The 20,181-nt window shown below is 34.9% G+C and carries 17 protein-coding genes; 2 read left to right on the forward strand and 15 right to left on the reverse strand.

Translation table 11 applies throughout. The features are described from left to right. Positions 1-8: 8 nt before the first annotated feature. From KQI71_RS07485 to KQI71_RS07560, 15 genes are all read right to left on the reverse strand, one after another. Positions 9-4,730 (reverse strand): Cna B-type domain-containing protein, encoded by a 4,722-nt coding sequence (locus tag KQI71_RS07485; protein WP_216435295.1) that lies wholly within the window; start codon positions 4,728-4,730, stop codon positions 9-11. Positions 4,731-4,768: 38 nt separating this feature from the next. Beyond that, entirely contained in the window at positions 4,769-5,365 is a 597-nt protein-coding gene (gene lepB / locus KQI71_RS07490; protein ID WP_216435296.1) for a signal peptidase I, read from the reverse strand. A gap of 9 nt (positions 5,366-5,374) precedes the next feature. Then, positions 5,375-5,899 (reverse strand): hypothetical protein, encoded by a 525-nt coding sequence (locus tag KQI71_RS07495; protein WP_216435297.1) that lies wholly within the window; start codon positions 5,897-5,899, stop codon positions 5,375-5,377. A 343-nt stretch (positions 5,900-6,242) separates the two neighbouring features. Continuing rightward, complete coding sequence (locus tag KQI71_RS07505) at positions 6,243-7,037, reverse strand: response regulator (protein ID WP_216435298.1); 795 nt, start codon at positions 7,035-7,037, stop codon at positions 6,243-6,245. Positions 7,038-7,161: 124 nt separating this feature from the next. Further along, positions 7,162-8,859, reverse strand: a complete 1,698-nt coding sequence (locus KQI71_RS07510; RefSeq protein ID WP_216435299.1) for a sensor histidine kinase — start codon at positions 8,857-8,859, stop codon at positions 7,162-7,164. Positions 8,860-8,938: 79 nt separating this feature from the next. Beyond that, entirely contained in the window at positions 8,939-9,469 is a 531-nt protein-coding gene (locus KQI71_RS07515; RefSeq protein ID WP_216435300.1) for a cysteine hydrolase family protein, read from the reverse strand. Beyond that, positions 9,466-9,912, reverse strand: a complete 447-nt coding sequence (locus tag KQI71_RS07520) for a GatB/YqeY domain-containing protein (RefSeq protein ID WP_216435301.1) — start codon at positions 9,910-9,912, stop codon at positions 9,466-9,468. The genes KQI71_RS07515 and KQI71_RS07520 overlap by 4 nt, the downstream gene beginning before the upstream one ends. Positions 9,913-9,981: 69 nt before the next feature. After that, positions 9,982-10,590 carry a hypothetical protein gene (locus KQI71_RS07525; protein ID WP_216435302.1) on the reverse strand — a complete coding sequence of 203 codons (609 nt, stop codon included), beginning with the start codon at positions 10,588-10,590 and terminating at the stop codon, positions 9,982-9,984. 41 nt (positions 10,591-10,631) lie between these two features. Continuing rightward, positions 10,632-11,057, reverse strand: coding sequence for a PPC domain-containing DNA-binding protein (locus KQI71_RS07530; RefSeq protein ID WP_216435303.1), 426 nt, complete (start codon positions 11,055-11,057; stop codon positions 10,632-10,634). Between the two features lie 123 nt (positions 11,058-11,180). Beyond that, entirely contained in the window at positions 11,181-11,894 is a 714-nt protein-coding gene (locus KQI71_RS07535; RefSeq protein ID WP_216435304.1) for an MIP/aquaporin family protein, read from the reverse strand. A gap of 64 nt (positions 11,895-11,958) precedes the next feature. Next, positions 11,959-13,452 (reverse strand): glycerol kinase GlpK, encoded by a 1,494-nt coding sequence (glpK, locus tag KQI71_RS07540; RefSeq protein WP_216435305.1) that lies wholly within the window; start codon positions 13,450-13,452, stop codon positions 11,959-11,961. A gap of 408 nt (positions 13,453-13,860) precedes the next feature. Continuing rightward, complete coding sequence (locus tag KQI71_RS07545) at positions 13,861-14,904, reverse strand: glycerol-3-phosphate dehydrogenase (RefSeq protein ID WP_216435306.1); 1,044 nt, start codon at positions 14,902-14,904, stop codon at positions 13,861-13,863. A 36-nt stretch (positions 14,905-14,940) separates the two neighbouring features. Continuing rightward, positions 14,941-15,291 carry a DUF1667 domain-containing protein gene (locus KQI71_RS07550; RefSeq protein ID WP_216435307.1) on the reverse strand — a complete coding sequence of 117 codons (351 nt, stop codon included), beginning with the start codon at positions 15,289-15,291 and terminating at the stop codon, positions 14,941-14,943. Between the two features lies 1 nt (position 15,292). Beyond that, on the reverse strand, positions 15,293-16,558 hold the full coding sequence (locus KQI71_RS07555; RefSeq protein WP_216435308.1) for an NAD(P)/FAD-dependent oxidoreductase: 1,266 nt from the start codon (positions 16,556-16,558) through the stop codon (positions 15,293-15,295). Further along, the gene (locus KQI71_RS07560) at positions 16,558-17,997 is read right to left on the reverse strand and encodes an NAD(P)/FAD-dependent oxidoreductase (RefSeq protein WP_216435309.1); all 1,440 of its coding nucleotides are present in this window, start codon (positions 17,995-17,997) and stop codon (positions 16,558-16,560) included. Before KQI71_RS07560 ends, KQI71_RS07555 begins: the two co-directional genes overlap by 1 nt. A gap of 355 nt (positions 17,998-18,352) precedes the next feature. Here KQI71_RS07560 and KQI71_RS07565 point away from each other — a divergent pair, with 355 nt between their 5' ends. After that, on the forward strand, positions 18,353-19,432 hold the full coding sequence (locus tag KQI71_RS07565; RefSeq protein ID WP_216435310.1) for a LacI family DNA-binding transcriptional regulator: 1,080 nt from the start codon (positions 18,353-18,355) through the stop codon (positions 19,430-19,432). Positions 19,433-19,717: 285 nt separating this feature from the next. Then, positions 19,718-20,179: a PTS sugar transporter subunit IIA gene (locus KQI71_RS07570; protein WP_216435311.1), complete on the forward strand. Its 462-nt coding sequence runs from the start codon at positions 19,718-19,720 to the stop codon at positions 20,177-20,179. Positions 20,180-20,181: the final 2 nt, after the last annotated feature.

Below are 20,181 nucleotides of genomic sequence, written 5' to 3' on the forward strand. Positions count from 1 at the left end.
ATAGGGCTTTAATCCTCCCTCATTCCCTGATATTTCCTTTTATAAAATATGACTATAAAAGCCGCTGCTATAAACAAAACTCCTGCTGCAATATACCATTTAGTTCCCGAACCTCCTGTCTCCGGCAAAACATAAGATGCTACTTTGTTTGTAATCGAAATCTCACCACTTGAAATTCCATCATTATTAACATACGTTACTTGAATTCCAGATGCGACATCTACTTCCTCAACTGTATAGAAATATGGTTTTCCTTCCGCATCCTTCTTATCAAGATTATCCCAAGAAGCAGTCCATTGATTACTACTATTTAACTCTTTTACATCTCCAACTTTTTCTTTATTTCCAACTGGCGTATAACTAGAAGCTGTTGCTGATTTAATTGTAGGATTTTCAAAATAATCTCCTGATGTACAAGTGATAGTAACTGTTGTATCTTTCGTTACCGACGGAATTACATACGTCATTTCTGCTTTTCCATCAGAATTTGCACTTTCCTTTTTCCCATCATATTCAACAGTATATTTCTGATTCCATGCTGGCACTATAATTGTTGCCGAACTATTCTTATTAACTATCGTTGAAGTACTTTTAAAGAGACTACCATTCCCTTTTACATTGACCGTTAATGTATAACCATCCACTTTTGTTTTTTGCCGATATAATTGTACTTTTACATTTTTTTCTGTTGGTGATGTTGTTTTTCCCTCTTGATCTACCCAAAATTTCTTCACACTAACCTTTGTATAATCATTTGGTACATAAAGGCTTCCACCATCTGCTCCAAAGAAAAGGATTTTTGATTGATCAATTCCAGAACTTGAGGCCTGCGCTTTATTAAACGCTTCATTATTTTCTAAAATTTTTCCATTTTCCTTTGCCTTAAAAATAAAATAATACGGCTGTTCTGCTTTAGAATAACCGCTTGGCGGCATCGTTTCTGTCATACGATACAAACGATAAGGCTCTAGCGCATCTTCTCCATCATGTTCTGCATTTAATTCTATTTGTCCATTACTATCTGTTACAAGTTGTTGTGCCTGTGTTTTCCATTTGCTTCCATCCCAATATTCCAACTGAAATTTAGCTCCTGGTAACAACTTTTTATTGTTTTCACTATCAACTTTATAAATTGTCAATTTTCCTTTTCGTACAATAGAAGAAGAAGTAATCTTCTCTAATTTTGCATCTGTTTTTTTCTCATATTCTCCGATCAAATTAACCATATTGCTTAGCTGTGGTTGATCATGATTTCCAGCATCTATCGTATAACGGTATACAAGCATACACGACAATTCATCTGGTAGTTTCAATGTCATTTTATGACTGGTCTGATCATAAGACATCTGATAACGACTAGAATCTATCTCCTTTCCAAGATTATTTTGTTGTGATTCATCATAAAAATAAAGTTTTACATTAGTCAAATCTAAATAAGCATCAACTCCATTTGGAACACTCAATGTATCTGTCAATGTCAGAACATCTCCATTTGGTAATAAATCTCTTCCGCCTGGATTAATTAGTACTTTGTACTCTACTACATTTGTTGCTTTTCCATCACTATCTTTTAACTGTTGTACAGATTTTTCTATATTATCTATCTGCCGATTCACAGTTGTATTTTGTTCTATATGGTTATTATTCCATTGTGCATTGTTAGAGTACACTTTATTATCTTTTGTCTTATCCTGCCAATAAGGATCATTCTTCACTGATACAGCATAGGTAATAGAAATAATATTTCCATCCTCAGAATCGCCATTTAATTGTCCGCAGCTATTGTAGCCTTTTGCAATTTTCATCGTTATTTTCTGTCCATCTTGTGAATATGTTACTTTATTATTTCCATTAAAATTATAATTTCCCCATTGATCCGTACTCCAATAATCATTTCCATAGAAATGTCCTTTAACAGAGTCTGCTACTAACGTTGCTCCATCTGGCAGCGTATCTGTAACTGTAATTTCTCCATCCTCATTTTTTTGTGTTCGAAGAAGAAGTCTGTAATATAAAATGCCCTCAGATGCATCATAATCTATCTTGGCACTTCCATCATGGTATGAAATATTATTGCCATCCTTAATACCGATCTGTTTGTCAAATACTTTTGGTCTTGTATAACTATGATCAGCAGTTACCGTATGGTTAGGAATAAAAGATTCATTTTTAAACTTCCATGTATCCCCAGTATTCATTGCCTCAATGTTTACAATCGTAGAATAATCTAATTGCATCTTTGTTCCTACAATATCTTTATGTCCATCTTTCGGTATAACATCCACAGTAAATTTCTGAACTTTCGATGTAGTATCCGATGCTTGAATCTCTTTTCCATCCTTGTCATAATATTTTACTTGGAAGGAAACATAATCATTGTTATAGCCGCACTCTGTATCTTTATCATTGATTTTTAACGTAATTTTGATTTTATCTTCGATCTGTTTCTGCAATTCAGATGCGATCGCATAATGACTGTTTTCTGTAGGAGTACTTGTACCTCCTTCGGTTGTTGCCTGTTTGATCGTATCTGTATACTGGAACGTTCCCATCGCACCATTTGGTAATGTAATAATTGATTGCCAATGATAGTAATGTTTATCATTTTTTGTTTCTTCGCCATTCCATTGCTTTGAAAGATTCCATGAACGATGATTCACTCCAATTTCTTTTTCAGAATTATAGTCTTTCCCATCTTTTCCGATATTTGCTGTATTTTTTACATTACTATTTCCATCAGGTGCTTTTGTTTGGTATTCAATCGTGTACGTATCTTTTGATCCCTCTCCAAAGGTATAAGATAAATCTTTCTGATTTGCAGAGATCTTTCCAATTTCTTTGCCTGAACTATCTTTAATAATGGCATCTCCTACCATATCTTCCGGCAATGTATCAGTAAATTTATATCCACTAATATCTTTCTTCGATTGATTTACTGTAACTTTCCATTGAATTAGACCCGTATTTTGATCATAGTATCCATCTTTAAAAATCATCGATTTAGAAATTTCCACACTATTCCATGCCCAATCATTATGATTTCCGCTTTGTGCACCAGCACTGTTCGCAAGAGTACCTGCTCCATCTTTTCCTGTTGTCTCTGCTTCTGCTGTATAACTTACAACATACTGTTCTCCTGTTTTTAATGCCGGAAGATTGGAAATTTCAAATTTCTGTGCAGAATTTTCTGTCGTAATCGATGGTGTATATCCATTTACTTCTGTCTTATTTCCATTGGCATCTATTTTATAAATTTTAAAACTATCTTTATTATAAGTTCCAGTCGCATTTCCATTTTGGAATGCATCTTTAATCGTTACATTGCCTTCTGTACCATTTTTAGTAGAAACCGTTACTGAATATTCAATTGTTTTTCCATCTTCTTTCAAAGTTGCTGTTTTCTTCGTATTAATGTCATATTCTTCTTTTTGTTTTTTTACTGTAATACTTCCAGCATCTCCACCAAACTTAATTTTTCCATCTTCTCCAACACCATCTCTTGAGAGAGTTCCTTCAAATTGAATTTCTCCACTGAATGCATCTCCATTAGCAAACTCTTTATTAAACCGAATTTCAATTAAGCCATTTGTATCGATAATATAAGTACCAACATTTCGAATTCCTTGATAGACAATACCGGTTTCCTTCTTGCTGAGCTGAATACCACTTGGTAACTGATAATAGATTATTGTTTGATTATCTGGCACTTTTCCGGCAGGCAATTGATATTGTAAATTTAGACGAACCTGATCACCTTCCGTAAACTCTGTAGATTCCTTCCATTGTCCATTCTCTAATTTAGAAATAGTTGCTCCGGTCAAATAATCACCAAAATTCAATCTTTCTTCATTAGAATTTCCAGTGGATTCTTTTACTTTTTTCGCTTTTGTCTTTTTTATTTTCTTCGATTTATTTGATTTCTGTACAATATTTGCTTTTCCCTGTATAATATTTAATTTCTGTACAATACAATATTCATCACCTTTCTTGGCAATGGCTTGTATCTGTTCTTCATTTGCAATTTTATTTGTCTTTTCATCAGATTCTTCTGTCGAAGAGGTCGATGAATCTACTTCTTTGTTATCTTCTTTATTATCTTCTTTGTTATAACATTCTTCCGTATGTTGATGTTCTTCTTTTCCGCAAACCAACTCTTTTTCTGGTTCAGGAAAGCATTCCTTTGTATGTATATGCTCTTCCACTTCCAGTTTTCCACATTGTAACTGTGTTGTCTCTTTTCCATCTTTATCATAACAACTTTCCGTATGTTGATGTGGCTGATAAGATTCTTCCTGTCCGCAAATCAAATTTCCATCTTTATCATAACAACTTTCCGTATGTTGATGCCCCTTTTCTTCCGGTAATGGGCATATTAATTTACCTTCTGAATTATAACAATCTTTGTTATGCTGATGAAGAACAAAATCAGCCTTCCCACAAATTAAATTGTTATCTTTATCATAACAATCTTTCGTATGTTGATGTATTTTTAAATGATCCATACACAATAATTTTTCTATTGGTTTTTCTTTATAACATTTTTCCGTATGTGTATGCTCTTCTTTTCCGCAAATCGGTTTTTTACTCATTGTAATTGCAGGCAAGATCAACATATAAGTTGTAATAAAAACAACCATAATTGCTAATGCAAGAACCGTACGTTTCCATATTTTTTGTTTTTTGTGCTTTTTCAAATATTTTTTAATTCGTGTTAACAATGATGAATCCATTGTGACGACTCCCCCTTCTCTTAGGTATTCATAAATAATTAATTAATTGGTCCCATCTTTTTCAAAGGCCATATACGGAATACTAATTTCCCTACAATTTGCTCTTCTGCAACACAACCAACAACCAATTTTCGACTGTCAACAGATACCGATCGATGATCTCCCATTACAAAGACTTTTCCATCTGGCACCTGGTAAGGCAATGTAATATCACAATCTCCAAGTGCTTTTTCCTTTACATAAGGTTCATCAAGTTCTTTACCATCAACCGTTACATTCCCATTTTTATCAATATCGACCCACTCGCCAGCATTTGCAATAACACGTTTGATTAAAATTTTATTATTATAATAAAAAGCAATGACTTCTCCTTTTTTAAATTTGGAATGTTTCAATGATATCACAATATCTCCACCTGATAGTGTTGGATTCATGGAAGAACCATAAATCTGTAATACTGGAAGAAAAATCGTTGCCACCAGAATAGCCATCGCTGCAACAATAATTAGTATATAAATAGTATTTTTGAATGTTTTTTCGTAATTACTTCGATATCTCTCCCTTTTTAATTCCTTTTCCAGTTCATTGACTGTAGGAATCAAAAGTTTTTGCATTTTTTCCCTTTTCTTTTTCATTGCTCATCATCAATCCCTCTGAATATCTCCCGTAAAGGTTATCAATTCTCGTAATCCTTTATGTGCATCATAAAATTCTTCCAAATATCTTGAAATTTTATCCCATTTTTCCTCAGAATCTCTTTTTGCCTTTGCAATCATAGCTGCACACTTTTGCTCCGTTTCTATTTCTTTTTGCTGGCACTGAGCTTCCATTTGATTTTTTAACTGCAGGCACTCTACTTTTGTATTTTCAAGTAACTGCTTTGCTTGTGTTTTTACATCTTTCATTTCAGTTTCCTTTTTTTTCTCAATCATCTTGATATTATCAAGATATTGCTCTGAAGCTTCCTGAGCAGCAGTAAATACCCCGTTTAACTGCAAAGATGCTTCTGCAATTGATCCAACTTCCTCAATGCAAATTGCTCTTTCCTTTAATTGCTCCTGTGCCTGCGCAAGAGATTTTTTTAATTTTTCTACTTCTTTACTCTGTTCAAGAAGCATTTCCAAAAGTTCGCCTCGTTTTAATCGGCTTAATTCTTTATCTGTCATCATAATTCCACCTTATCCATATACAGAATACTATTTATTAATAATTTATGTCAATAAAATACTATCTATTTCATCAAACTTTATCCTGAATTAGAAGAAAGATCGCCACCATTAAAATTTATTTTAATTTTTCTATTGATATTAAGTGATAATGTGTTTAAAATATTCATAAAGAGCTCTTTTGTGTGTATTTGTTAAGATTGGACACTTTAATTTTACCACAAATGGATGCTCTTTTTTTATTCACTTGATAGATGAAGAGAAAAATTTGATAAAAATATAGTAACTATGCGACTTTCAGTCGCTAACACGACGAAGTCGTGAATAATTCAGGTTTATGCTATTATTATTCATTATATAAATATTTCATAGTAAGCATGGCTTCTTTTTCTCTTGCCCACTCATAATCTTCCATATAATTTCCTTCAAATGTATTGGTCTGTCGATCTTCTTGATCAAAAAGATCACAATTTACTTTCTGTTTTTTTACAAAGCAATATCCTCTTCTATTTTGTAAAATGTTATCACATCCATAATGAATAAATAAACGCTTACAATAGGAAACTGCTTTTCGATATAAATTTTTTGTTTTCTCGTCAAATGGACGATCAGACCACAATTTGTCAATGGCCTCTTCCATGGACACATAGCCGCCCTCATGATCAATACATAATGCTAATAATTCCTTTGCTTTCGCATTCGAAAAATGAATCAATTCTCCATCAATAAAAACATTAAAACGGCCAAAGGTTTCAAATCGCACCTTACGTTTCAATCTTCCAGACAATAAAACAGCACGCTGTACCATGTCTTTGATATCCGCTTCATTATATGGTTTTACAATATAATAATCGGCTTTTACATCAAAGATTGCCTCTTTTAAATAATCCCAGTATCCAGTTACATAAATAAGAATCATGTCCGGATATAATTTTCTCAACTCCTTTCCAAGATGAATTCCTCCGATTCCGGGCATTTCAACATCTAAAACTGCAAAATCAATTTCATGATCTTTTGCATATTTTAATGCCTTGGAAGGTGATGTAAAAACTTCTTTTAAATCAATTTCTTCATAACTTTTCAGATAATTTTCAAGCTGTTTTAAAATAATATATTCATCATCAACTAATATCGTTTTCATATCTTATTCCCTATCATATATATCTTTAGTTCTAAAATTTATTTTCTATCTTTTCCCACAAGATTATACACAATTGTACGGATAATTGCACGGTTTTTCTTTTTTATTATCTTTTACTTTTTTATTATCTTTTACGATTTTCTTCCACTGGAAAATAAATAGAAACAGTAGTTCCATTTCCTAACGCAGTTTCTATTTTTAAATCTGCATTCATCATCGTCCTAAGACGATAAGTAATGTTCTTAATTCCAACGGATTTTAAATCTTTTTTATGAAATCCAATGCCATTATCCTGTACAACAAAAGTTCCGGTATTTCCTTGTATTTTTTGTTTTAAAGTTACAATCCCTCCCTCTTCCTTTTTGCATATTCCATGCTTGATAGCATTTTCAACCAAAGGCTGCAAAGACAAAGCCGGTACATAAAGATCCATATCTTCTATCTCATATTCAAACTGAATTCTATCTCCGAACCTAACTTTTTCAATCTCAATATAAGTCAAAATATGCTCTAATTCATTTTCCAGTGGAATTTTTGTATAAGTCGTCAGCTGATCGATATTATTTCTCAAATATTTAGAGAACATATAAACCATATGCTCTGCTTTTGATGGATCAATCTTTATCAATGCCTGAATGGTTGTCAATGTATTATAGATAAAATGTGACCGTATCTGACCAACAAGAAGCTGGATTCTTGTTTCCTCAAGCTTCTCTTCTATCCGGCGATTCTTTTTTTCATTCAGGACCATTCCGTGAAATCCAAATATCACAATAATCACCGAAAAACAAATACCAGAAAGAACGGCCATTCGTGAGATCCACTGTATCCTGTCAACCCAATAGGAAATACATCCAATCAATGCAACAGTAGCCAAAAGTAATTCCATTGTAAACATATAATGATGTTCCCGTCTTTTAAAGAATCTCCAAGCAATAGGAATTAAATATAAAAATCCTATGAGAATAAGAATATGTATACAAATCAAAGAGTCTGGAAGTGTTACAAGATTCATTGCATGAAGCAAAAGTAATATACAAATATTCAAATCTGATAGATTACAAAGCCACTGGCAAATTTTTTTATCTTTCTTTTCCACATGATCTTTTACCATACGAAAAAAAGCACCCGGAAGTGCCAGGAAAAAGCATTGCGAAGTATAACAAATAAAAGAATCTCTGAAAATAAAAGAATAAATCCTTCCTGATGAAAAAAATACAAATCCACCAAGAATGATTGTAAATATTCCCATATGCGCATATTGAGAAAATAATTCTTTTTTACGTATAATAACTGGAAAAAACATAATAATCACTCCAAATAAAAAGAGCAACAAAAAAATGCTTCGAAACCAACTTTGTACTTTCTGAATTTTCCACCAGACTGCATTCTCACTTTCATAATAAATCCTTCCAGATTTTGTTACAAAAAAACCATAGGGATTTTCATATATTAATGTAATTCTATCTCCCTTTTTTATTTTTCCTTTTTCAAATCTAATCAAACTCCACCCACTCGGAATTTTATTTCCAAAACTTCCTGCATTCTTTTTATCTCGGACATAAATGAGTGAATGATTGTGATAGACACTCAACTTTTGATAAATACTATACACTGCCAGCATTTGATTATCATTTGGAGTATCCCTGATGATTGTTGTAATCTTTTTGTTTTTTTTATTTGAAGAATTGATATTTTCCCAGTTAAGATTTTTTAATTTTCCTGGTACTTTTGATACTTTTATTGGCATATTTCCAATTGCCAGTAAAAGTAAAACCATGATAATGAAAACTCTCATCCCCACCTTTTTATATGTTTTCATCTTAAATAAATCTTCCTTTATCCTATCAAAAAAATGGACCTGAATTTATACTCCGGTCCATTTTTCATGTACTATCGAATTACTGAATGATAATCTGACACGCTTTCATTGCTTCCAGCGCATTTTCATGGCTTTGCGGCGTTACCCCAGCACAACATGACGCATCCACAATAATTTTGGCTTCAGGCAAGGTTGCCTTCAAAAGCATTGCATTTGAAATCACACAAATGTCTGTACATAATCCGATCAACTCAATTTCTAAATCTTCTTCATACTCTTTTGCAATCAAATTCGCAAGCTCTATAGAACCAAAAGTGCTTTTTCTACAAAAATCATGAACTTCTGCCTTTGTATCCGCAAGCGCACTAAGAATATCGCTTTGAAGTGCCCAGCCATCCTCCCCATAAATACAATGAGGTACTGGAAGATTTTTTCCTTCCTGTGTATCCATATAATCAGCTCCATGTGTATCTAACGTACCATAGATATCTCCATGGAATCCTCGAATCTTTTCTGCCACAGGCTCAATAATCTGACAAGCTTCTTTTGTCCCAAGTGCGCCATCGATGAAATCATTTTGCATATCAACAATGATTAATATATTTCTCATTGAAGTTTTGCTCCTACCAACTGATTAACAAGTTTTCCATCTGCTTTTCCCTTCACTCTAGGCATCAGATTCTTCATGACTTTTCCTTTGTCTTTCATCGTTGGTGCATCAATGCCAAGTTCTGCAAGAACCGCATCAATTTCTGCATTAATCTGATCTTCACTCATCTGTTCTGGTGCAAACTCTTCTAGTACAGAAAGACGTGCTTTACATTCATCAATGATGTCCGTACGATCTGCAGGGCAAGATTCCATCGTTTCCTTCGTTTGTTTAATTTCTTTTGCAATAATGGTATTTTCTTCTGCCTCTGTAAGATCTTCTCTTTTATCAATTTGTGCATTTTTTAATGCACTTAACAGCATCGATAGGCTTTCCTTTCTTTCCTTATCTTTGTTTTTCATTGCTGTCATCATTTCCTTACGAATTACATCAATCATACTCATTGTTCTTATGTCCTCCTCTATTTTATCTTCTTTGTATGTTTTCTATTTTAACACAGCCTTTTTTTTCATTCAAATTTCCCAACAATAGAGACTTCCTTTCAAATCTCTCTTTAGTGACGAAGCAAGATAAAATTCTCGATATGTTCGTACTTCCTCAAGATCTGTTCTCTGTTCTTTGAGAAAAATTTCCTTTTCAAATACATGTGCATACATAACTTCTTTTCTTTGTGCTCCCTCTATAATCTGCGCTGCATCTACGTATGCACTGCCAAGATCCATCCTCTTTCCCTTCCGTCCATAAATACTGCTCTGTTCATAGACAGGAAGATCTTCTGTTAAAAATAAAAACAATTTTATCGGATGAACCCATAAACATTTTTGTGATACAACTTTCATATCACAGGGAATTTGTCTTCCTTCTATATAATCACGTAAAATATGAAGCTTTTTTTCTTCTGCTCTATTTTCAGCTTTCAAAATTCCAAGACCACCAAGTTGTGGCATATCAGAAATCACTTTTTTCTCAAGAATCATAACTGCTTTTCCTTGCTCTTTTTGAAAATGAGCTTCGATTCCATGTGTAAGTGTTGCACCCACATAAACAATATCTGCTTTCTGATCTTTTTTTAAAATCGGATATTGAGGAAATTCTATTTTTTCCTGCCAGATTGAATGCATATGCATACATACCACCTCTTTTTTGATAGTATGTGCTGTTTTTATTTTTCAAATTCAAATAAATTTAATCCAACTTCCGGATCAAAAGTACGGTCAACCGTTCCATTAATTTCTGTAAGGACAAGTTCTCCAGTTCCACTAATCACCGCTTCTGTTAGATGTCCTCCAAAAACATTTCCGTTTTCATCTGCTACACTGATATGGAAATGGGTATAGGTTTCCCCGTTCATCGTATTAATATTTCCACCAATGGAAACAATTTCAAGATCTCCTTCCCATGTATGTCCCTTAAATACTTTTTCTTTTGTATCAAAAACTCCAGCAGTTACCTTTCCTGCCGCCCCAATTCCTGTTAAATAGGCAAGTTTTATATTTTCCTTCTGTGCAATTTCTTTTAATTTTTCACAAATTTCCTCTCCACGATCAACTCTGATTACATACTGATTTTCAAATTTTCTGTATTCCATTTCTTTCCTCCTATTATTTTACGATTATCTTTTTCTTCTATATTATTATATAAGGCAACTACAAAAAAAGACAAGATGCATTGGTATTTTCCAATAACATCTTGTCTTTTGTTTTCATATTTTTTACCAAGGAATTGCCTGGAATAATCCTCCTGCGATCAATCCTCCAATGATTGGTCCGACGATTGGGATCCATGCGTATCCAAAATTGGAATCTCCTTTTCCTGGGATTGGAAGGACTGCATGTGCAAGTCGTGGTCCAAAGTCTCTGGCTGGATTAATTGCATATCCGGTCAATCCTCCAAGAGACATACCAATAGCCACGATGATTCCAAATACGAAGAAATAATTTAATCCCATGCTTGATGCATTCTCCACATTTCCGATACCAAGAATAGCAAATACAAGCACAAATGTACCAATGATCTCGCTTAAGAGATTTAAAATAGTGTTTGGAATGGATGGTGCTGTACAGAAGACACCGAGTTTTGTTGCTTGATCTTCTGTTTCAGCAAACTGCCCTGCAAATAAAATATAAACAAGAATACCACCAACAAATGCTCCAGCTACCTGAGCAATAATATAACCTGGCACCATAGACCATGAGAAATTTCCTATAGCTGCAAGTGCAATCGTTAATGCTGGATTAAAGTGTGCTCCTGATGCAGCACCGAAGATAAATGCCGGAACAAGAACTGCGAGACCCCATGCAAATGTGATCTGTACCGCACCAGCTCCTTTCATTCCAGATTTATTTAAGTTGACGTTCGCAACAACTCCATCTCCTAAAAGGATTAAAATCATAGTTCCTAAAAATTCTGATATGTATGGCAGCATAACATATACCTCCCTTTTTGCTTTTCATCAAGTAGTTTCTCTACTTACTTTTTATGGCCGTTCTCTAATTTTTTGCCCATCCAAAGGAATATTTTACAGCTTTTTCCCAACCTGCAAGTTTTTCATTTCTTTCTGCCTCATCCATCTCTGGTGTAAACTCACGATCAATATTCCAGTTTGCAATAACATCTTTCTTATCTTTCCAATATCCAACTGCTAAACCTGCAAGATATGCAGCACCCATAGCAGTTGTCTCAACACATCTTGGACGACGTACCTGAGTACCAAGAATATCTGACTGGAACTGCATTAAGAAGTTATTTGCACTGGCTCCTCCATCTACTTTCAGAGCACTTAATTTAATTCCGCTATCTGCTTCCATTGCTTTTAATACATCATATGTTTGATATGCCAGAGATTCCAATGTTGCACGGATGACATGATATTTATTTACACCTCTTGTAATACCAACAATTGTTCCTCTTGCATACTGATCCCAATGAGGAGCTCCAAGCCCCGTAAATGCAGGAACAACATAACATCCATTTGTATCTTTTACTTTGGAAGCCATATATTCAGAATCTGGAGAAGAATCTACTAAACGCATTTCATCTCTCAGCCATTGGATTGCTGCTCCAGCAACGAAAATAGATCCTTCCAATGCATAATTGACTTCTCCGTCAAGTCCCCATGCAATGGTTGTAACAAGACCATTCGTTGAGAAAACCGGTTTATTTCCTGTGTTCATCAATAAGAATGCTCCCGTACCATAAGTATTCTTTGCCTCTCCTGCTGTAAAGCATGTCTGACCAAATAATGCTGCCTGCTGATCTCCAGCAGCTCCTCCGATTGGAATTTCTGCTCCAAAGTAAGAAGCATCTGCCATTCCATATACTTCACTAGATGGTTTTGCTTCTGGAAGCATACATTTTGGAATATCCAGTTCTTTTAAAATTTCATCATCCCACTCTAATGTATTAATATTAAATAACATCGTACGTGCTGCATTCGAATAATCTGTTACATGTACTTTTCCTTTTGTTAAACGCCAAATCAGCCATGTTTCAACCGTTCCGAATAATAAATCTCCTGCCTCTGCCTTTTCTCTTGCTCCAGGAATATTATCAAGAATCCATTTTACTTTTGTACCACTAAAATATGCATCTATGATCAATCCGGTTTTTTCACGAAACTTATCCGTAAGACCTTTTTCTTTTAGTTCATCACAAAATTCAGAAGTTCTTCTGCACTGCCATACAATTGCATGATAAACTGGTTCTCCTGTATTCTTATCCCATACAATTGTTGTTTCTCTCTGGTTGGTAATACCAATGGCTGCAATCTGCTCTGCTGTGATATTCAGCTTATTCATAGCTTCTACCGCAACACCAAGCTGTGTAGACCAGATTTCATCTGCATCATGCTCTACCCAACCCGGATGAGGAAAATACTGTGTAAATTCCTTCTGTGCCACACTGCAGATAACACCTTGCTCGTTGAACAGAATACAACGATTGCTTGTTGTTCCTGCATCTAATGCCATAATGTATTTTTTCATATTACGCCTCCTAAAAAAACACTCTTCACTTGTTACACGCTTTTCTTCTAATATAGCATATTTTGCACAAATGTCAAACGATACATTTTTATTTTTTGTGCATTTTGTACATTTTTTAGTTAATCATTTATCTTGATTAATAATTAATTTTTTATATTTTTCTACATACTTCATGCCGAATTCAATAAATTTCAATTAATTTTTTTCTGTATTAATAATCATATTTTCGTCTGATTAACTACGACTATTAATCAAAATATTTTTTATGTTTAATGACCACAGCAAAACATTTTTATAAACAACAGACAAATCTCTATTATATAAAAGAGAAACGCCCTTTATGGACTGCTGCTTTCAGTTCCATAAAGGACGTTCTCTTACTGATTTTTATTTTTAATTCAGGATAGACTATTCCACAATCGTTGTGAATTTTTCCCAAGGGATATTTACTTCTGCTCCCTCATTGATAATCGCATCTACATGCATTAATAACGGGAAATCTTCCAACGCTACAACTCCGCGTTCTGCAAGTTTGCGGACTGCACGTGCTGTTCTTGTCGCGATAACAATAGATTCTAAAGTTACACCTTGTAATTCTTCCATTGCCTGTTCAAATGTTAAACCGCGTCCAAGAAGCGTACCAATTTTTCTTGTTCTTCCACCAAATACAGTGACATAAAGATCTCCTGCTCCATGGATGATATTTTCAGGTCCACCATGGATCAGATCCAGGAGGTGCATCATTTCTTTGACACCCTGGCCAAATAATGCTGCCTGAGAGTTATAATGTACGGCACCAATTTCGCCATCTCTTTTCTCTGCAAGTCCTACTGCAAGAGAAACCCCTAATGCGTACGCATTCTTCATGGCAACGGCACATTCCACTCCAACTACATCGGTTGAAAGACTAATATGATAATAATCTGTTGCAAGAAGAGATTTAATGAATTTTAAAGTCTCCATATCTTTTCCACAGAAAGCTACATGACTGTCATCATGGTCTGCAAGTTCATAACTTGTGCATGGTCCTCCGATGGCATTGAAATTAATATGTTTGCCTTCTGGCTGTCTTTGAGCAAAAATGTGAGGGTAAGGTACCAGTGTACCATCATCAAGGTCCACCATACCTTTTGTAACGGTTAATAGAGGAACATCTTCCGGAAGAACCGGTAAGATTTCATCACAGAACCAATCAAGACCAAAACTACTGACTCCACCAAGAATCAGATCTGCACCTTCCAATGCTTCTTCAAGTTCTTCAATCTGATAATACTTGATTCCATCATGAAGCGTTCTTTTCAATGTGATATGAAAATTGTCCTTTCTCAATCCATCAATAATCTCTCTGTCTAGTGGTGATCCTACCAGACGTACCTCATGTCCATTCTCGAATGCCGGGAATGTGATTGCAGAATTCATCTGCCCTGCGCATACAAATGTGATAACACTCATTTCTTTTTCCTCCTGAATTTAAAAAGCTGTTTTTGGTTATTCTGCCACCTTCTTACAGGCAACAATATCTACACCAAGGCCCAGAACATCCGGGATCACAACATCACCCACCTGTACTGGTGCTTTGACTGTGACCTTATTTAATTCATTCATAACATCATAAATCTTACTTTTTGGAATATCCCCAGCAGTTTTTACGGGTACTCGTCTAGCCTGTTTACTTTCTACTTTCACAGTAGAAGTAATGACTCTGGTAGGATTTACAAGTTCTTTTTCTCCATAGGCAGCTCCTCTTGGGCAGCCATTTCCTGTTACTTTATATCCATTCTCTTCATCAACTTTTAAATGGCATCCTTTCGGACAAACAATACAAATCAGCTCTGTCATGTTATGCACCTACCTTTTCTACTGACACGGTAATTTCACCATTTTCTACTTTATCTAAAAATGCTTTTGGAATGACGATTTTCTCCATTTCTCCAGGAGCCATATGCTCACGTTTGAAAGATGCAAGTTCCTGTCCATTTGATTTTACTTTGATCTGAACATCTTTAAATACATTTCTTGCACGGAACATCACTTCCACTTTTTTATCTACATTAGACGGACGTACTTTCTGAGGTACGATACCATTGACTCCGTCACCATTCTTGATAGCGATGCATGTCTGATCTTTTGTTTCTCCATTTTTCACATATTCTGCAGCACTTTGTCCAGCTTTCTGACTTTCTGCTGTAACAAAGTCTACCAGGTCATGTACATGAACAACATTTCCACTTGCAAAAATACCTTCTGCAGAAGTTTCCATATTTTCATATACGACTGGTCCACTTGTTGCAGGATCCATCTCAATTCCAGCAGATCTTGTTAATTCATTTTCTGGAATTAGTCCAACAGATAATAAAACAGTATCTACATCAAATTCCATTTCTGTTCCTGGAATTGGCTGATTCTTTTCATCTACTTTCTGTACAATGACCTTTTCAACGCGTTTATCACCTTGAATATCTGTGATTGTATGAGATAAATATAAAGGAATATTATAGTCATTTAAGCACTGAACGATATTACGATTCAATCCATTGGAATATGGACAAAGTTCCACACATCCTACAACTTTTGCACCTTCCAAACTCATACGTCTTGCCATAATCAGTCCGATATCTCCAGAACCAAGAATCAGAACTTTCTTTCCTACCATGTATCCTTCGATATTTACATAACGCTGTGCAGCACCTGCTGTAAATACACCTGCCGGACGATCACCAGGAATAGCGATAGCTCCTCTTGTTCTTTCACGACACCCCATATTTAATACAATCGCTTTTGCTTCCAGCTTCATATATCCATTTTTCTTATTCATCGCATGGACGCATTTTTCATTTTCATCTACATCCAGTACCATAGTATCTAACATAACTTCGATATTGGTTTCTGCCAACATGTCAATAAATTTTCCTGCATATTCAGGACCTGTTAATTCTTCTTTAAAATAATGGAGTCCAAATCCATTATGAATACACTGATTTAAAATTCCTCCAAGTTCCTGGTCACGTTCAATGACAAGAACTTTTTCGGCACCGTTTTTATTTGCTTCTACTGCTGCTGCCAGCCCTGCAGGACCTCCGCCGACTACAATTACATCATACTTCATTATTGGGCACCTCCGTCCTTTGTTTCTCCTGTAATAATATTTGTTCCCAGACGATCCTGTGGAACCTCTGCTAATGGGATGTTTAATTCTCTTGCGATGATTTCCTGAACTCTTGGTCCACAGAAACCTCCCTGACATCTTCCCATACCTGCATTACATCTTCTCTTCACTGCATCAATAGAAGTTGCTGGAATTGGACGATGAAGTGCATGAACAATTTCTCCTTCTGTAATTGTTTCACAACGACAGATGATTTTTCCGTAAGCTGGATCTTTTTCCACCAGTTTTGCTCTTTCTTCATGACTTAAATGTTTGAAACGATCAATATGTCTTTCATCAACAATATTTTTCTTTTCTTCTAAAGAAAGTCCAGAATTTCCAAGCATCTTAACGATATCTCGTGCAACTGCACATGCAGAAGATAATCCTGGGGATTCCATTCCTCCGACATTAATAAAGCCTTTATTTTTTTTATCTTCGTAAATCTGGAAATCATGCATTTTTGTTCTTGCACGAACTCCTGCAAAGTTACGGATAGATTCTCTGAAATTAATTCCAGGAACAGATTTTACCGCCTTTGTTCTTACAAAATCAAGACCTTCTCTCGTTGTGGAAACATCATTTGCAGCTGATGGCTGTGAATCTGGTCCTACAATTAAATTTCCATGAACTGTAGGAGAAACAAGAACACCTTTTCCTTTTTCATTTGGACATTGGAAAATAACATGATTTACAAGAGTTCCCTGACTCTTATCCATCAGATAATATTCTCCTTTGTTTGGTGTAATTTCAAAAGTCTTTTCATTACACATTTCATTTACTTTATCTGCATAAACTCCGGCTGCATTGCATACATAACCTGCTTCAATTACGCCATTGTTTGTTTCAATCTTAAATACATCATTTTCTTTGCTGATACCTTTTACTTCTGTATTCAGCTTAAATTCAACTCCGTTTTCTACGGATACTTCTGCCATTGCAAGGGCAAACTCCCATGGACTTACAATTCCAACGTTTGGAGAGGAGAGTGCTGCAACTGCTTCATCAGAAATATTTGGCTCTTCTTCTCGAAGCTTTTTCTGATCCCAGATTTCAAGGTCTGGTACTCCGTTTTCTTTTCCTCTTTCCAGAAGTTCTTCCAGTGTTTTCTTTTCTTCTTCACTAAATGCTACAACCAACGCACCAATCTGTTTAAATGGTACATCCAGTTTCTTGCATAATTCTTTTGTATATTTATTTCCCTGGATATTATACTTTGCCATTAATGTTCCTGGCTTTGGATCATATCCTCCATGAATAATCGCACTGTTGGCTTTTGTTGTTCCTACGGAAACATCATTTTCTTTTTCAATCACAACTGCTTTCACATTATATTTTCCTAATTCGTATGCGATAGAACAGCCTGTGATTCCTGCACCGATAATTGCTACATCATACACTGTTTTTACCCTCCTGTTTTTCGCTTGCGTTTGTTTCTTTCTGTCTCTATCTAATCACACTTTTCTCCCTATGTCAAACCGTTGAAACGCCCATTTTATGCGGGTTAGCGCATTTTTGAATTAATCACTCTAATTGATTAACACCTTTCAATTTTTGAGTTTTTTCCTATGACTTAAGGAAATGACGGAAAGCCTTGCATTTGTTGTTAATCATTTGTATACTATTAATAATCAGAGTTTTAATTTAATTAGTAATTGGAATTAATCAAAATAAATCATTGATTTTTTTGCAAGGTTTTTGTTGAAAAATATCTATCTTTTGATTTTTTCATTTACAACGGAAAGGATATTATTTATGGGTAAAAGAAATAAGGTTACAACAAGAGATATCGCAGAGTATACAGGTGTCTCACAATCCACAGTTTCCATGATCTTAAGTAAAAAACCTCATGTATCATTTTCAAGGGAAACCATTGATAAAGTAAAAGAGGCTGCAAAAGAACTTGGTTATCAAAAACCACAAAAGGGAGTGAGGAAGAAAGATTCTGCTCTCGCAAAAAGCATCATTGTTATCTGCCCACTTCTTTCAAATAGCTACTATACCATGATCATTCACTCTATTACAGAACGTGCACAAGAATATGGATATACTGTGTTTACCGTTTCAACCTTAAGAAATGTATCAAGAGAAGAGCTTTATCTGCATCTTTTGTCTGGGTTTGAACTTGCAGGTGTTATTTCCTTATATCCTCCAACAAAAATTTCAGAGGCAAACGCTCTTTCCAAACAAGTGCCTGTTGTCTCTATCGGAGATAAACCAGATGCCTGTCGCTTTGATTCTGTAGAACTTGACAGTAAAAAGCCTGGTTATCTAATCGCAGAACATCTGATTTCTCTCGGACATACAAGGATCACCTATGTCTCAACTCCAATCCGCGCAAAAGAAATTGGAAGAATCCATCGCCTTCAAGGACTAAAATCCTGCTTCCATGATCATGGCCTAGATCCTTCCAATATTGAAGTGAAATCACCAAAACTTGCTGTGTATGGTCGATATTCTTCTGATAACTCCGAATATGAAAACGGCTATGCCCTTACGACTGAAGCTCTGGAAGCTAATACACCATCAACCGCTTTTGTTGGAAATAATGATATGACAGCCTTTGGAATCATGGCTGCCATTGCCGATTATGGCTATCATATTCCTAGCGATTATTCTGTTTGTGGTTTTGACAATGTTCCTCTATCTGCTATGCCGCAAATTTCACTAACAACAATTGAACATGCTTCTATCTATAAAGGACGAGAAGCTGTTGATATCATTTATAAAAAGAATGCACAAAAGGACAAAACCTCCAAACATTACATCATGCGTATGGAATATGAACCCGAACTAATCATAAGAAAATCTACAGGTAAATGTAAATTATCTTAAAAGTATTTTAGGGAAAGAATTCGATTTTTGAATTCTTTCCCTTCTTTTTTTACAACTTTTCTGAATTAATTAATTCGATAAATTTATTTTTTATTTTTTAAAATATATTATTATATATATTTTATGTGAAAAATGCACATAAAAGCACATGAAACAAAGTTTTGTCACAGCGTTTTGTGAAAAAACTATGATTAGTGTGTATTGATTCCCATACAATACATGGAGTATGATAATAGCATGATAAACGTTTATGAATATGCACAGCATAAAAGATAAGGAGGGCGCATGGCCGGCAAACTTCTAACAAATGAATTCCAATCAAATATCATACTGAATGCAACTTGTCATTCAGTGGAAGATGCTATCCAACAAGTCGGACAGATTCTTGTGAAAAATCACTATGTAACAAAACCTTACATACAGGGCATGCTAGAACGCGAAGCAGATTATTCTACCTATCTTGACTTTGGCATTATGATCCCACACGGAAATGAAGCGTCTCTTACTTTTGTCCAATGTCCCGGAATCAGCATTTTACAAGTTCCCAAAGGATTTGACTACCTCGGTCATACAGTGACTCTTGTTATTGGTATTTCCAGCAAGGAAGAGGATCCTCTTCAGGAATTGTTACAGATTACGGATCTTATTTTAAAACCAGAAAAACGTGACCGTCTTCTTCATTTATCTTCCAAACAGGAATTCATTGATTTAGTAAATGAAAACTATGCAATAGAAGGAGAGTTATAAAA

It is taken from the genome of Anaerostipes sp. MSJ-23, assembly GCF_018918155.1.
In the GTDB taxonomy this organism is placed as follows: domain Bacteria; phylum Bacillota; class Clostridia; order Lachnospirales; family Lachnospiraceae; genus Anaerostipes.